Origin of the sequence: Pseudomonas sp. MWU16-30316 (genome assembly GCF_020515645.1) — a bacterium.
GTDB lineage: Bacteria > Pseudomonadota > Gammaproteobacteria > Pseudomonadales > Pseudomonadaceae > Aquipseudomonas > Aquipseudomonas cerasi.
In genome coordinates this window covers 335864-349440 of the sequence record NZ_JAIZAZ010000004.1, presented here as the reverse complement: position 1 = coordinate 349440, position 13577 = coordinate 335864, and the positions used below count along the sequence as shown (strand labels likewise).

The 13577-nt window shown below is 61.3% G+C and carries 14 protein-coding genes; 2 read left to right on the top strand and 12 right to left on the bottom strand.

What is annotated here, in order from left to right:
- Window positions 1–152: 152 nt before the first annotated feature.
- The 3 genes from LCH65_RS16285 to LCH65_RS16275 all read right to left on the bottom strand — a co-directional run bounded on the left by LCH65_RS16285 (window position 153) and on the right by LCH65_RS16275 (window position 3373).
- Window positions 153–785 (bottom strand): LysE family transporter, encoded by a 633-nt coding sequence (locus LCH65_RS16285; protein WP_054082307.1) that lies wholly within the window; start codon window positions 783–785, stop codon window positions 153–155.
- 67 nt (window positions 786–852) lie between these two features.
- Complete coding sequence (locus LCH65_RS16280) at window positions 853–1446, bottom strand: mechanosensitive ion channel family protein (RefSeq protein ID WP_002551363.1); 594 nt, start codon at window positions 1444–1446, stop codon at window positions 853–855.
- A 16-nt stretch (window positions 1447–1462) separates the two neighbouring features.
- On the bottom strand, window positions 1463–3373 hold the full coding sequence (locus tag LCH65_RS16275) for an ATP-binding cassette domain-containing protein (protein ID WP_003432693.1): 1911 nt from the start codon (window positions 3371–3373) through the stop codon (window positions 1463–1465).
- A gap of 46 nt (window positions 3374–3419) precedes the next feature.
- Here LCH65_RS16275 and LCH65_RS16270 point away from each other — a divergent pair, with 46 nt between their 5' ends.
- Entirely contained in the window at window positions 3420–3896 is a 477-nt protein-coding gene (locus LCH65_RS16270) for a TIGR02444 family protein (protein WP_003351458.1), read from the top strand.
- Here the strand turns inward: LCH65_RS16270 and LCH65_RS16265 are convergent.
- Entirely contained in the window at window positions 3893–4942 is a 1050-nt protein-coding gene (locus LCH65_RS16265; RefSeq protein ID WP_226439619.1) for an AlgP family protein, read from the bottom strand. The two genes, LCH65_RS16270 and LCH65_RS16265, sit on opposite strands and share 4 nt — an antisense overlap.
- Window positions 4943–5158: 216 nt before the next feature.
- On the opposite strand from LCH65_RS16265, the gene LCH65_RS16260 reads away from it, so the two are divergent.
- A complete protein-coding gene (locus LCH65_RS16260; protein ID WP_011266156.1) occupies window positions 5159–5836 on the top strand; it encodes an FKBP-type peptidyl-prolyl cis-trans isomerase in 678 nt (225 codons plus the stop codon).
- A 78-nt stretch (window positions 5837–5914) separates the two neighbouring features.
- On the opposite strand, the gene LCH65_RS16255 is transcribed toward LCH65_RS16260, so the two are convergent.
- From LCH65_RS16255 to LCH65_RS16220, 8 genes are all read right to left on the bottom strand, one after another.
- Complete coding sequence (locus tag LCH65_RS16255; protein WP_003432684.1) at window positions 5915–6388, bottom strand: Rsd/AlgQ family anti-sigma factor; 474 nt, start codon at window positions 6386–6388, stop codon at window positions 5915–5917.
- A 174-nt stretch (window positions 6389–6562) separates the two neighbouring features.
- Entirely contained in the window at window positions 6563–7090 is a 528-nt protein-coding gene (locus LCH65_RS16250; protein ID WP_054082309.1) for a disulfide bond formation protein B, read from the bottom strand.
- Between the two features lie 216 nt (window positions 7091–7306).
- The gene (locus LCH65_RS16245) at window positions 7307–8551 is read right to left on the bottom strand and encodes a heme biosynthesis protein HemY (protein WP_003367721.1); all 1245 of its coding nucleotides are present in this window, start codon (window positions 8549–8551) and stop codon (window positions 7307–7309) included.
- Window positions 8548–9669, bottom strand: a complete 1122-nt coding sequence (locus LCH65_RS16240) for a uroporphyrinogen-III C-methyltransferase (protein ID WP_003432677.1) — start codon at window positions 9667–9669, stop codon at window positions 8548–8550. The genes LCH65_RS16245 and LCH65_RS16240 overlap by 4 nt, the downstream gene beginning before the upstream one ends.
- A gap of 53 nt (window positions 9670–9722) precedes the next feature.
- Window positions 9723–10496, bottom strand: a complete 774-nt coding sequence (locus LCH65_RS16235; protein WP_044309662.1) for a uroporphyrinogen-III synthase — start codon at window positions 10494–10496, stop codon at window positions 9723–9725.
- Window positions 10493–11434, bottom strand: coding sequence for a hydroxymethylbilane synthase (hemC, locus tag LCH65_RS16230; RefSeq protein WP_226439618.1), 942 nt, complete (start codon window positions 11432–11434; stop codon window positions 10493–10495). Before hemC ends, LCH65_RS16235 begins: the two co-directional genes overlap by 4 nt.
- Before the next feature lie 232 nt (window positions 11435–11666).
- Window positions 11667–12413 carry a LytTR family DNA-binding domain-containing protein gene (locus LCH65_RS16225; protein ID WP_003367710.1) on the bottom strand — a complete coding sequence of 249 codons (747 nt, stop codon included), beginning with the start codon at window positions 12411–12413 and terminating at the stop codon, window positions 11667–11669.
- Window positions 12410–13492 carry a sensor histidine kinase gene (locus tag LCH65_RS16220; protein WP_003318424.1) on the bottom strand — a complete coding sequence of 361 codons (1083 nt, stop codon included), beginning with the start codon at window positions 13490–13492 and terminating at the stop codon, window positions 12410–12412. The genes LCH65_RS16225 and LCH65_RS16220 overlap by 4 nt, the downstream gene beginning before the upstream one ends.
- Window positions 13493–13577 lie beyond the last annotated feature (85 nt).

Below are 13577 nucleotides of genomic sequence, written 5' to 3'. Positions count from 1 at the left end.
GAATCTCGACGGGAATGCGAAGCGTTGCATTGTTAACGCCGCAACGGCACTACTCAATAGTCGAGGTCTATTTTTGTTACAGAATCTTACGTTCGGCCTTCAATCGCCCTGAACAGAACGTATGTCTGCTCAGGGCTCCAGACCGACACGTTTCAGGCCGTACCGCGATGCAACGTCGCGAGGAAACCTGCCGCGCCTACGAACAGGCTGGCGAAGGTGCGGTTCATGCGACGTTGCTGGCGAGGCGTCTTGAGCAGGCGCAGCACCTTGGATGCCAGCCCGGTGTAGCCCGCCATCACGATCAGATCGACCACCACCATGGTCGCTGCGATGATCGCGTACTGGATGAGCAGCGGAGCGGTCGGGTCGATGAACTGTGGCAGGATCGCCAGAATGAAGATCAGTGCCTTGGGGTTGCTGATATTCACCAGAAAGCCGCGCAAGACCAGCGTCATCGGTTTGCCCACCGGGCGCACGGCAGATTCATCGGCCAGATCGGCTGGCAAAGCGCGCCATTGCTTGATGCCGAGATAGACCAGATACGCGACGCCGAACCACTTGATCAGCGTGAACGCCATATCCGAGGCCGCCAGCACTGCGCCAAGACCTGCCGCGACAATGGCGATCTGTGCCACCAACGCGATCTGCAAGCCCAGGGCATTCCAGTAGCCCCGCCAGAAACCGTATTGCAGGCCGCAGGACATCGAAGCGATGGCGCCCGCGCCGGGGGAAAGACTGATAATCCAGCAGGCCGCAAAAAAGCCCAGCCACGTTTCAAGCGCCATCGTGCACCTCATACAAAGTCGAATGCGCAATAAATTAGTGCTTAATGCTTTGCAAGGCTAACGATTTCTAATCCTGCTCATCCGGCTGCTTTGCAACCACCATCTGCGGAAACAGATCGCTGCCACGCCAGCGGCGCACGGACTTCTGGAAAAACTGGCTGTTGGGCACCTGGACCAGCGCGCCACCGGCTTCCGGGGTCTCGATCAGGGTGGTGAACATCAGATTGATGGCGACCACCCGCCCCTTCACGCCCGGCTTGTCCAGCGTATCGACCAGCTCGACCATGTCACCGATGCGGAACGGGCCGATGGTGAAGATCAGAATGGCGCAGAGCAGGTTCGACAGCACGCTCCACATTGCAAAGAACGCCACCGCCGCTACGGCGACGAAGCCGGACAGTGCGGTCCACAGCACCGTAGCCGATACCCCGAGTCGGCCGAGGACGAGAACAAAGGCGCTGCCCATGATCAACCAGCGCAGGCCGCCGCGAACCGGGACCAGCAATTCTGGCGGCAACGGATAACGCTCGCCCAGACCGGTCAGAAAACCACCGACGATGCGTTGCAGTACGTAACCGGCCAACAGGATCAGCAGAATCTGCGCACCCACCAGCAGCGGTTCAAGCCAGTACGCGGATACCGGCAAGCCCAACATGTCCATCACTTCCCTGCCTCGCTCACGACAATGCTTCCAGTTCGGCCTGCATTGATTCCAACAGTTCCAGCGCTTGCATCCAGGCGTCTTCCAGCTCGGATTCACGCACTTTCAGCTTGGCCTGTTCGGCCAGCAGATCGCGTAGCTTGTCCTTGTTGGCAGCCTCGTAGTTGGTGCTGTCGGCCAGCGCTTCTTCGACCTTGGCGAGTTTTTCATTCACCAGCCCGAGATCACGCTCCAGCTTGTCGGCTTCGCGCTTGTGCGGTGCCAGTTGCTGACGCAAGGCCGCTGCCTGTTGGCGCTGGGCTTTCTTGTCGGTCTTGTCGGCGTTGACGGGCGTGTTGCTGACCGGCGCGTTGCGCAGCCGGTAATCGGCCAGCCAGCGCGTGTAGTCATCCAGATCGCCGTCGAATTCCTGTACGCGGCCGTCGGCCACCAGCAGGAAGTCATCGGTCGTGCTCTTGAGCAAGTGCCTGTCGTGAGACACCACCAGTACCGCACCACCGAACTCCTGCAAGGCCATGGTCAGCGCCAGGCGCATCTCCAGGTCGAGGTGGTTGGTCGGTTCATCGAGCAGCAACAGGTTGGGCTTTTCCCAGGCGATCAGTGCCAGCGCCAGGCGGGCTTTCTCGCCACCGGAGAAATTCAGCACCGGCTCATCCAGGCGCGCGCCACGGAAGTCGAAACCGCCAAGGAAATCACGCAGCGTCTGTTCACGCTCGGTCGGTGCCAGGCGCTGCAAGTGCAGCAACGGGGTCGCCTTGGCGTCCAGTGAGTCGAGCTGATGCTGGGCAAAGTAGCCCACGGTGAGGTTTTCGCCACGCACCAGCCGACCGCTTTGCGGCTCGAGCTCGCCGGCGAGGTTTTTGATCAGCGTCGACTTGCCTGCGCCGTTCGGACCCAGCAGGCCGATGCGTGCACCGGGCGTGAGTTGCAGCTTGACCTTCTCGAGGATGGTCTTGTCGCCATAACCCAGGCGCGCGTCGGACAGGTCCAGCAATGGGCTGGAGATCTTGTCGGACTCACGGAAAACGAAGTTGAACGGTGAGTCGACGTGCGCGGCCGACAGCTCTTCCATGCGCTCCAGCGCCTTGATCCGGCTTTGTGCCTGACGGGCCTTTGTAGCCTGGGCCTTGAAGCGTGCGATGTACTTTTCCATGTGCGCACGTTGCGCCTGCTGCTTTTCGTAGGCCTGTTGCTGCTGCGCCAGACGTTCGGCACGGGCCCGCTCGAACGCGCTGTAGCCGCCGCGATAGAGGGTGATCTTGCGTTGCTCGACATGGGCGATGTGATCGACCACGGCATCCAGAAAATCCCGGTCGTGGGAAATCAGCAGCAAGGTGCCGGGGTAACTCTTGAGCCAGTCTTCAAGCCACAGAATGGCGTCAAGGTCCAAGTGGTTGGTCGGTTCGTCGAGCAGCAGCAGGTCCGAGGGGCACATCAATGCCTGCGCCAGGTTCAGGCGCATACGCCAGCCACCGGAGAAGCTGCCGACCGGACGTTCCATCTGTTCGTTGGTGAAGCCCAACCCGGCCAGCAGCTTGCGAGCGCGTGCGTCGGCGGTATAACCGTCGGCGCTGTCGAGCTCCGAATGCAGACGTGCCTGAGCGGCGCCGTCCTGCGCGGCTTCGGCCTCGGCCAGCGAGCTCTGTACTTCCCGCAGGCGCTCGTCGCCATCGAGCACGTAATCCACGGCCAGGCGTTCGAGCGTGTCGACCTCCTGGCGCATGTGCGCGATACGCCAGTCGGCGGGCAGCAGGCAGTCACCGGCATCCGGCGTCAGCTCTCCACGCAGCAGGGCAAACAGGCTGGATTTACCGGCGCCATTGGCACCGATCAGGCCGGCTTTATGGCCGGCGTGCAGAGTCAGCTCGGCGTCTTCTAGCAGACGTTGCGGACCACGCTGTAAGGTAAGGCTTTGAAGTCGAATCATAATGGCGGCGGAGTCTACCAGCTTCGTCCTGAACAGGTGGATCACTATGCCTTCAGCGCTCTGGAGTTTCACCCTCGATTTCTACGCCCGACCGGGTGTGGAACAGGCTTGTCTGACGCTGCAAGCCAACGGGGCCAACGTGTGCATGGTGCTTTGCGGGGTGTGGCTGGGTACGCGCGACGTGGCGTGCAACGCTCAGCGAGTCGCGCAAATAAAGCAGTTGGCGACACCCTGGCATGACGATGTGGTGCGTCCGCTACGGGATTTGCGCAACCAATGGCGCATTGCTGCGCTTGAAGATGCGTTGCTGACTACATTACGGATGAAGGTCAAGGCGCTGGAACTGGAGGCCGAACAGAGCCTGATGATAAAGCTTGAGGCACTGACCGGGGATTGGCCGGCAGGTGAGGCGAGGAATGCAGAGGAGTGGCTGCTCGAACTTGCCGAAGGGGATGCAGAAAAAAACCGCGATGCGCTGGATGTGCTGCGCATCGCGGTTGGACATGCCGTCGACCAGACTTAGGAAGCGCTGGTTGGCGTTGCGCCGTTGGCAGGGGTTGCCGGTGCGGCGGCTGGCGCAGCAGGTGCAGGCGTCGTCGGCTTGGCTGCAGCAGCAGGCGCTGGCGTGGCCGGTTTGGCGGCGGCTGGCTTCGCCGCAGGTTTGGCGACAGGCTTGGCTGCTGCTTTCACAGGTGCCTTGGCAGGTGCTTTGGCCGGTGCCTTGACGGGCGCTTTCACAGGCGCTTTCGCCGCAGGCTTGGCGGCCGCTGCTTTTGCTGCTGCAGGTTTGGCAGCGCTGCTGGCGGTGGCCTTGGCAGCCGGCGCCTTGGTGGCGGCAGGCTTGGCTGCAACCGGCTTGGTGGCAGTGGTCTTGGCTGCAGCAGGCTTGGCGGTAACCGGCTTGGCCGCAGCCGGCTTGGTGGCAGTGGTCTTGGCTGCGACAGGCTTGGCTGCTGCAGTCGTGCGGGCGGCAGGTTTGGCGGCGGCTTTTACCGGGGCCTTGGCAGCAGCGGTTTTGACCGCTGGCTTGGCAACTGCGGAAGGCTTGGCTGCGGCTTTGGTGACTGGCTTGGCGGCGGCCGCTTTAACCGGCGCTTTCGCTGCAGTTTTTGCGGGTGCTTTGGCAGCAGGTGTCTTGGCGACGGCTTTAGGCGCGACAGGCTTGGCATCGCGAGTGGTCAGGATCTTGCCGACCGCCTCTTTTACGCGACCAATACCCTGGGCCAGTTTCAGGCTTTCCTGGGCATCACGCTTGAGGTGCAGGATGTACGTGCGGGTTTCGGTCTGACGATCCTTGAGAGCGTCCAGCAACTCTTCCAGCTCGGACACGGCGCCTTTGGCCTTGGCCTGCGCCTTGGATTTTCCGGCGGTGGCAGCATCCTGCAGTTTGATGCGGGAATTGTGCAGTTTTTCCTGCGCCTTGCCGCGTTGTTTCTCAAGCTTGGCGAGCAGTTTCTCGGCATCAGCCAAGGCTTGGGAGCAGGCGTCTTCCAGATGTTCAAGCAAGCTGCCCGATAATTGTTGGAGCAAATGCAACGGAGTATTTACTGGCTTCTTTTTGGCCGACATGACTTACCTCCTGGGTGACGAAATTGCGGCTCATACTAGGCTTCTGCGCGCATCGCCGCTAGGGCATCTTGACAGCATCCATGGGTCCCTGTTGCATACTGAGAGAAATGATTGCTCGGCACGATGCAAAGGCATTGTGAAATTCACGTCACAAGACTCGTCACTACTCGCGCTGGCGCAGGCATAATCGCTGCCTTCCCAGGCCGGAGAGCATTAATGTCGCGCTACCTGTTAACGTCGTTGTTCCTCTTGCTACCCCTGGCTCAAGCCGCCGAGGCACCGCCTGCGTCCAGTGACGGCCACGACCTCGCCTATAGCCTGGGCGCAAGCCTTGGCGAGCGGTTGCATCAGGAAGTCCCTGACCTGGACCTCAAGGCGTTGGTGGAAGGCTTGCAGCAGGCCTATCAGGGCAAGCCGCTGGCGCTCAAGCAGGAGCGCATCGACCAGATTCTGCGCGAGCATGATGCCGCTATCGCTCAGGCCGAGACTGCCGGTACGGATGCGCCGACCGAGGCGGCCCTCAAGGCCGAGCGCACGTTCATGGACAGCGAGAAGGCCAAGCCGGGTGTGAAGGTGCTGGCTGACGGGATTCTCATGACCGAGCTGACTCCTGGCACCGGCCCCAAGCCCAGTGCCGACGGCCGGGTTGAGGTGCGTTACGTCGGTCGTTTGCCGGACGGCACGATCTTCGATCAGAGCACCCAGCCCCAGTGGTTCCGGCTCGACAGTGTGATCAGCGGCTGGACCAGCGCCTTGCAGAACATGCCGACCGGCGCTAAGTGGCGTCTGGTCATTCCTTCGGATCAGGCCTATGGCGCCGAGGGCGCTGGCGATCTGATCGATCCGTTTACACCGCTGGTATTTGAAATCGAGCTGGTTGCGGTTTCGCAGTAAGCGGGCGTAAAGCCGGCGTTCAGAAATGCGAAAGGGTGCAATAAGCACCCTTGGCGTGTAGCGCTGGCACCGACAAGATCACGCCTGAGCGGCGATCTCTTCCTTGTGCGAGTTGTGCAGCACTTCGATCAGGCAGTCTTCCAGCTCGAAACGCTCGTGCAGCAATTGCCCCAGCTGATTGAATTCCCGTGCTACTACCGCCGCATCCGAGCAGTCGCCCTTGTCGCAGCGATCATTGAACGTGAGGGCAAACTTGGTGATGACGTCCAGACGTGGATAGATCGTGTCTGCCAGCTCCAGCCCACGCTCGTCATTGAACGCCCGGGCTTCATCACCCAGCTGTTCGTAGACTTCGAAGTGCCCGGCGGAGACGTAATCCACAAGAATCCCGCAGAAGTTCTGCAGACCTTCAAGGTCGGCTGCCAACGCTTCGGGCGTGTCGCCCAGCGCGTCATAGGCTTCGACCAGTTCGAGACGGCTTTGAAGCCAGCGATCGATCAGCTTGTTCACTCCGCCCCAGCGTTCCTGAGCATTCTGACAACTTTCCAGCATGGTCTTCTCTCTTCCCTTCAGGGGCATGCAGTCCTGGGCCGGTCCGGGTGATTGGCCGGGACCTGGCCTGATAAATGCGTCAGGACAGCATATTTCCAGTGACGCGTGCGGCCCAGATTATGCCCGCTCGACAAGGCCATCAAGGTACGCAGGAGATAAAGTTCATACAAGCGTTTAATAGCCGCCCCGATCTCTGGTCGCCAGCCAGTGGCTGAATTCGCTGAAAAGAGGATACAGCGGTAACAGCGCCAGACCCGTGAATGCCAGCAGACTCCACTCCGGCAGGCTGATGCCGAACAGTGTCCAGGTGATCTCGGCGCAAAACAGCGCGTCGCTTCGCAGTCGGTCGATGCACATGTCCAGGGAGAGCAGGCTCAATACCTGCTCCAGTCTGGTAATAACAGGTATCAATTGATCGGCCGAGGCGGTCTGCAACCACACCTGTGTGCCTGCTGCAGCAAGCCCGGCCAGGGCGACCAGCAAAAGCCCCAGACTGTAGCGTCGCGTGCCTGTCGGGCCAGATGCGTGGCAGGCAGCACAGAGCGCCAGCACGCCACAGACGATGAATGCAGCCCGTTGCACCATGCACAGCGCGCAAGGGTCGAGACCGAAAGCTTGCTGCAGGTAGAAGGCGACGCCAATGATTGATGCACAGGCCAGCGATGCCAGGAAAAACAGGAAGCGTGTGCGAGCCAGATACATGGCAAATCCGTAACAAAGGACGAGACGATTACGGTAGAGGAAAGGGTGCGGCGCATTCAAGGTGGCGGCATACGGATGCGTCGCTGTTTACCGAGGAAAAAGAACACACCGCTGCGTGGTTCTTTTACTCATGTATGTAGGACGATTCTTACGCATTGATCTTGACGGGCTGGTGAGGCAGCACGGAGAGCCCTGACCTAGGACTCTCCGGTGGTTTCAAGCCTTGGTCAGTACCGGCAGGGGCCGTGACAGAAGGCGCTCGTCCAGCAGGCCCAGGCCTTCCTGAAACAGCTGATTGCTGCGATCCGTCTCACCCAGTTGGCCCAGCAGACGAGCCAGCTCGGCGCAGGTTTCGGGATTGCGTTCCAGGCGCAGACTGCTCTCCAGATAATCCCGCGCCTTGCCCCACAGTCGGCCTTGCAGACAGATACGTCCCAGGCTCAGCAACAGGCTTGGATCAGCCGGATGGTGCTTGAGCCAGCCTTCCGCCGTTTGCAGCTGCTTGAGCGGGTCACTGCCGCGAACCAGCCCGTACAGACGCGCCAGATGGCTGTTGTACTCGCGCTTGAGGGCGCTACGAAGCACCTCTTCAGCCTGAGCTTCGGCACCCAGACGGCGCAATTGATCGGCGTACGCCAGCACCAGTTGCGGCTCCTGGCGTTGCGCAGAGGCCAGCCCCTGCCAAGCGCTCTCCAGAGAAGGCAGGCCGGTCGGTGCGCCTTCGATACCCTCGCGGTACGCCGCCAGGCTCAGGTTCTCGCCCCAGGCGCGGCGTTCCAGCTCGGCCAGCTCCTTGGCTGGCAGAACCTTGTCCTTGCGCAGTTCCGGCATCAGGCGGACCACGTCGGACCAGTCACCACGCTGCTGATACAGGCGTTGCAGCTGACGAAGCACCTGAGGGTTGTGCGGATGACGCTCTTTCATGGCCAGCAGCGTGGTCAGCGCACCTTCGGTGTCGCCGCGATCCTGCTGCAACTGGGCGTGATTCAGGGCAATTGCCAGCTCGGCTTGTGGCTGACGCTCGAGCGCACGTTCCAGCAAGGCATCGCAGTCTTCGTAACGACCCTGCTCGTTGGCCGCGCGTGCAGCGCCGATGTAGTAGAGCAGCGGGTGAGTATCGGCTTCGGCCGCGCGTTGCAGATGACGCTGAGCGCTGGACCAGCGGCCCTCCGCAAGGTCCATCTGGCCTTGCTCGATAGCCATTTGCACGCGACGACGGCGGTTGCGACGCGACCATGGGTTAACCACGCGGCCCGAAGTCGTCAGCAGGCTGATCAACAGTCTCAGCAGTGCGATCACCAGCAACGCGGCGACCAGCAGCGCCAGGGTCGCCCACAGGCTCGATTCGTAGCGGAAGTTCTGATAGGCGATCAGGACGTAACCGGAATGCTCGGCGATGGCGACACCGATCAACGCCGCAGCGGCGATCGCGATGAATAACAGCACATAGAAGCGCTTCATCGGCTGGTCCCCTGTTGCGCCTCGGCTGGCTGGCCGGCGGCATGACGGCGTTCAAGGTAGGCCTGCACGGCGCTCAGGGTCGGCGCCAGATCCGGTGTCTTCACCGATACCGGCTGGCTGGCGACAGCATCAAGCCCCTGGCCGAGCGCTTTACCCTGTGGATCGTCCTGATCGAAGTTGGCTTTCAGAACGTTTTGCGCTTCAGTGATGGCCTTGGAATAAACCTCGGGCTCGCCGTTAAGCGCTGCCCACTGCGCCTGCTCCAGCGCCAAGCTCAGCGCCAGTCGGACCTGCGAAAGGCTTTGGCCGGCGAGTACCGGGCGGATGTCCTTGTCGGCGTTGAAATCGATGCGGAAGTAATGGGAGATCTCGTCCCACCACTGCGTCCACCGGCTGGATTCGGTCTTGTCGGCGGTCAGGCCCAACAGTGACTCGCCCTTGTCTTCGTATTCGGGGGCCAGCTTGTTGAGCTGTACAGCTTGCTCACGCAGAGCTGCGAGTTGCAGAAACAGCCCGGTGCGGTCCGGCTGCTCGATGCTGCGCAGGGCGGCAAGGCTCTTGGCCAATTGCTCGCGGGCAGCGAAGGAGCCCGGATCGTCCTGCTCACGCAGAATTTCGTCGGCACCCTGAACCAGCGCCTGTGCACTGTTGATGTCCTGCAGCGCTGAAAGACGCAGGCTGGCCAGACGCAGCAGATGCTCGGCCTCGGCCAGACGCCAGTCCTTGCGGCTCGCCCCCAGTACGGTTTCGAGTCGCTGGCTGAGGCGCTGCTGATCGCCTTGCAGTTGCGCGACCAGACGTCGACTGTCTTCCAGCTGATTGGCCGGCGGGAATTGCGCGATGCGTGCGCTCAGCTGCTGGTCATTCTGCGCCAGTACCAGGGTCTGTTCGGCGATATCCTCGACCTGTCCGCGCTGCTGCTGGTGCCCGGCCTGCAACATGCGCAGTTGCCAGACTCCCCAGCCGGCGACGGCGATACCGGCAATTGCCAGCAGCAAGGCCAGGAACACCAGGCCACTGTTGCGACTGCCGGTGCGCTCGGTGCGGACTGGCTCAGGCTTGGATGCAGGCGTTTTCAACACCGATTCTTCGTCTTTAGGCAAGGCTGTTTCGCTCACGTATCCCATCCTTTGCATTTTGGCGTAATAGCGTAAACGACAGGTGTCGATCATTACGCCTTGACGGCAGGCTGAGGTTGTTCCCGCAACGCTGCCAGCAATGCCGCGGCGCTGGCGCCACGACAATCAATAACGGTCCTTGCTCCGGCTGCCCGCGCGATGCTGGCAACCCTGGGGCTCGGTACAAACAGCGGCAGATCGGCCAGGACCGGCCATGAATCCCCCGCCAACTGAAGCAAATGTTCAAAACCCTGCCCACTGCTGACCACCAGCCCGTTCAAGCGTTCCACAGCGACGCGTTGCGCCAGGGCGCCGGGCGCATGTTGCGGCAGGTAGCGACGATACAGCGGTAGGTAATCAACCCCCACCCCCAGCCCGCGCAGTTGCTCGGCCAACAGTTCGCGTCCCTCGTCACCGCGCATGATCAACACACGGCTTCCCGGTACGGCAATCGCCTGTTTGAGGCGCGGCAGTTCAAGCAAGGCTTCGCTGTCGTCGCCCTGCTCCGGCCAGCTCGCATCCAGCCCGTAGTCGAGCAGTATCTGCCCGGTTGCTGAACCCACACTGAACCAGGGTTGCAGGGGCGGTTGCGGCCATACTTCATCGATCAGCTCGATGGCCAGTCGCGCGGCAGGTTTGCTGACCACGATCACTGCACAATAATTGAGCAGCTCGAAAATGATCGAACGCTGTGCAGGCGTCAAGGGCAAAGGCTCGGTTTCAAGCAGGGGCAGACTGCTGCTGAAGATACCGTCCTCGGCCAGCACCCTGGCCAGCGCTGCCGACTCTTCGGCCGGGCGGGTCAGCAGCAGACGCCAGCCACTCATTCGTTATTGGCCTCGCCGTAGACCGCTTTCAGGATGTCGGCGGCGCCCTGCTCCAGCAGCGCTTCGGCCACTTGCACACCCAGTGCCTGAGCGGATGTCTGAGGTGCCCGGGCATCCGCGTGCAGCAACACGCTGCCTGACGGATCGCCCACCAGGCCGCGCAACCACACGTCATCGCCTTCCAGCACGGCGTAGCAGGCGATCGGCACCTGACAGCCACCGTTGAGGTGCTTGTTCAGCGAACGCTCGGCAATCACGCGCACAGCAGTGTCCTCATGATGCAAAGGGGCAAGCAGTGCATGAATTTCGGCGTCGACGCTGCGGCATTCGATACCCACCGCGCCCTGGCCACCGGCTGGCAGGCTGTCGTCGACACTGATTGCGGAAGTGATGCGGTCTTCGAAACCCAGGCGGATCAGGCCAGCGGCGGCGAGGATGATGGCGTCGTATTCACCGGCATCCAGCTTGGCCAGACGGGTATTGACGTTGCCGCGCAGGAAGCGGATCTGCAGATCGGGTCGACGCGCCAGCAATTGGGCCTGACGGCGCAGGCTGGAGGTGCCGACAATGCTGCCGGCCGGCAACTGGTCCAGGCTGGCAAAGGTGTTGGAAACGAATGCATCGCGCGGGTCTTCGCGCTCGCAGATGCAGAACAGGCCCAGGCCTTGTGGAAAGTCCATTGGCACGTCTTTCATCGAGTGCACGGCGATGTCGGCGTTGTTTTCCAGGAGCGCGGTTTCCAGCTCCTTGACGAACAGGCCTTTGCCACCGATTTTCGACAGCGGGGAGTCGAGGAATTTGTCGCCACGGCTGACCATGGGTACCAGCGTCACGAGCAGGCCGGGGTGGGCCTGTTCCAGGCGGGCCTTGACGTATTCTGCCTGCCAGAGTGCCAGCGCGCTTTTGCGAGTGGCGATGCGGATTTCGCGAGAGGACATTGAACAATCCGTACTGAGTAAATGCGACGGATAATAACAGCTCAATCCCGGTCAGGGCGGCTTCGGCGCTGATTGCAACTTGCGTCAGACACTGAGCCGATCAATCAATCGGCAGTGCCTGAGGGGCGCATGGGAAAGGCTGCGCGTAGGCCAGCCGAAAAGCACATGGAGCCGGAATTTTCTCCCGTTCCATGACTCGGTCTGGGCGCAGAGGCTCCAGAGCGGCGAGGCGCTAGAGCTGCTGCATCATTTTGCGGACACCGGCTACGTGGCGGCGGCTGACGATCAACGCATCGCCATTGAGCCCTCTGAGGAACAGCTGGAAATGCCCCAACGGGGTGCGCTGCAACCGTTCTATGCGCTCGCGGGCCACCAGCGCATTGCGATGGATGCGCACGAAACGGTCACCGAATTCGTCTTCCAGTGCCTTGAGCGGTTCGTCCAGCAGCACTTCGCCGCCCTCGTGACGCAAGGTCACGTATTTGTGATCGGCGATAAAGTAGATCACCTGATCCAGGGGAATCAGCTCGATGCCTTTGCGGGTACGCGCGCTGATGTGGCTGCGTGGCCCTGATCCGCTTTCGGCTGCCGGGCGGGTCAACGCCGCCAGTTGCACGCGGTTTGGCCGCTCGGCTTTTCGCAACGCTTCGACAAGGTGCTCGGGACGCACAGGCTTGACCAGATAGCCCACCGCACTGACCTGAAAAGCTTCCAGGGCGAACTCATCGTGGGCGGTGCAAAACACCACGGCAGGCGGTGCTTCCCGCTCGCACAGTCGGGCTGCGACCTGGAGGCCATCGAGACCCGGCATGCGGATATCGAGCAGCACTACGTCCGGTTTGTGGGTTTCGATCAGCGCCAAGGCTTCTTCGCCATTGGACGCGCTGGGTTCCAGTACTCGATAACCCTCGATTTCATTGACCATGCGGCTCAATCGCTCGCGGGCCAGGGGTTCGTCATCAACGATCAGGACATTCATATAGCTCTGGCTTCCTGCGTGAGTCTCGCACAAGGATAGCGTAGACAGGTGTAGTGACGACCGTCACGGCGCTCCACGCTCAGACTGGCATGCGGGCCAAAAAGTGCCGCAATTCGTGCGCCTATATTCGTCAGAGCCTGCTGAGTACCGTTGGAAGTCTGCCGATTGGCAACTTCTTCATAGGGATTGCTGACGCTCAATATGAACTCTCCCCCTTCATAGTTCGCTTCGACCGTTACAACGCCCCCTTCGACCCGCGGAGCAATGCCATAAATCAAAGCGTTTTCAAGTAATGGCTGCAAGGTTAGCTGGGGGATTGGCAAGTCATCGGGAATTGCACTCACCCTCCAGTCCAACTGTAGACGCTCGCCAAGACGATATTGCTCAATCGATAAATATCGTTTTGCCAATGCCAGCTCCTCACCCCATGTCACGAGGCTGCCCGGCTTGGCCAGACTGGCACGAAAAAGGTCCGAAAGATCGAGCACCGCCTGCTCGGCCTTGACCGGGTTGCTGGCCACCAGACTGGCGATACTGTTGAGTGTATTGAAGAGGAAGTGCGGGCGGATGCGCGCCTGCAGCGATTCGATCCTGGCGCGCAGCTCGCCCTGTTGCTGCTTGCGCCACTGACTCTGCAGATAGAAGTAACGCAGCATCAGGGCGGACATGATCAGGGCAATCGTCGAGTAGCGCAGATAACGCTCGACCATGCCGCTGACCGAAATTCGCCCGGTAAGCTGACAGACGTCGGTGACGGCTGTGCACAGCAGCGTCAGGCCGACCACCAGCAGGCAACTGAGCATGCCCGCGAGCCCCGGCGTCAATCGCGCCAGCCAGGGGCGCAACCCGCACAGCAGCGCTGCCGACAGCAGCACGATCCATTGCACGAACAGCGACATCAACGCCAGGCGTACCCAGTCGAAGCCGCTGCGCATCGGTTCCACCAGCACCAGAACCAGCACCAGCAGCTCGGCCAGCACGACGAGCACCAGCAATGCCTGCGGCAGGCACAGTTCAGGGAGGAAAAAGTCTTTGCCGGGCGCGGGCCGGGCATCATGTTTCACAGGTTCGATTCGCATGGCTCCAGTCTCTGCCCTGGCCTCGTCAGCGGCAAGCTGTCCGGGGATAAAAATGCATCAACCCTGTTATCATCGCGTTCGTTCT

Excerpts from the sequence above, each read along its gene's own strand:
- LCH65_RS16285 (WP_054082307.1), bottom strand. The coding sequence starts at position 785 with ATGGCGCTTGAAACGTGGCTGGGCTTTTTTGCGGCCTGCTGGATTATC.
- LCH65_RS16280 (WP_002551363.1), bottom strand. The coding sequence starts at position 1,446 with ATGGACATGTTGGGCTTGCCGGTATCCGCGTACTGGCTTGAACCGCTG.
- LCH65_RS16275 (WP_003432693.1), bottom strand. The coding sequence starts at position 3,373 with ATGATTCGACTTCAAAGCCTTACCTTACAGCGTGGTCCGCAACGTCTG.
- LCH65_RS16270 (WP_003351458.1), top strand. The coding sequence starts at position 3,420 with ATGCCTTCAGCGCTCTGGAGTTTCACCCTCGATTTCTACGCCCGACCG.
- LCH65_RS16265 (WP_226439619.1), bottom strand. The coding sequence starts at position 4,942 with ATGTCGGCCAAAAAGAAGCCAGTAAATACTCCGTTGCATTTGCTCCAA.
- LCH65_RS16260 (WP_011266156.1), top strand. The coding sequence starts at position 5,159 with ATGTCGCGCTACCTGTTAACGTCGTTGTTCCTCTTGCTACCCCTGGCT.
- LCH65_RS16255 (WP_003432684.1), bottom strand. The coding sequence starts at position 6,388 with ATGCTGGAAAGTTGTCAGAATGCTCAGGAACGCTGGGGCGGAGTGAAC.
- LCH65_RS16250 (WP_054082309.1), bottom strand. The coding sequence starts at position 7,090 with ATGTATCTGGCTCGCACACGCTTCCTGTTTTTCCTGGCATCGCTGGCC.
- LCH65_RS16245 (WP_003367721.1), bottom strand. The coding sequence starts at position 8,551 with ATGAAGCGCTTCTATGTGCTGTTATTCATCGCGATCGCCGCTGCGGCG.
- LCH65_RS16235 (WP_044309662.1), bottom strand. The coding sequence starts at position 10,496 with ATGAGTGGCTGGCGTCTGCTGCTGACCCGCCCGGCCGAAGAGTCGGCA.
- hemC (WP_226439618.1), bottom strand. The coding sequence starts at position 11,434 with ATGTCCTCTCGCGAAATCCGCATCGCCACTCGCAAAAGCGCGCTGGCA.
- LCH65_RS16225 (WP_003367710.1), bottom strand. The coding sequence starts at position 12,413 with ATGAATGTCCTGATCGTTGATGACGAACCCCTGGCCCGCGAGCGATTG.
- LCH65_RS16220 (WP_003318424.1), bottom strand. The coding sequence starts at position 13,492 with ATGCGAATCGAACCTGTGAAACATGATGCCCGGCCCGCGCCCGGCAAA.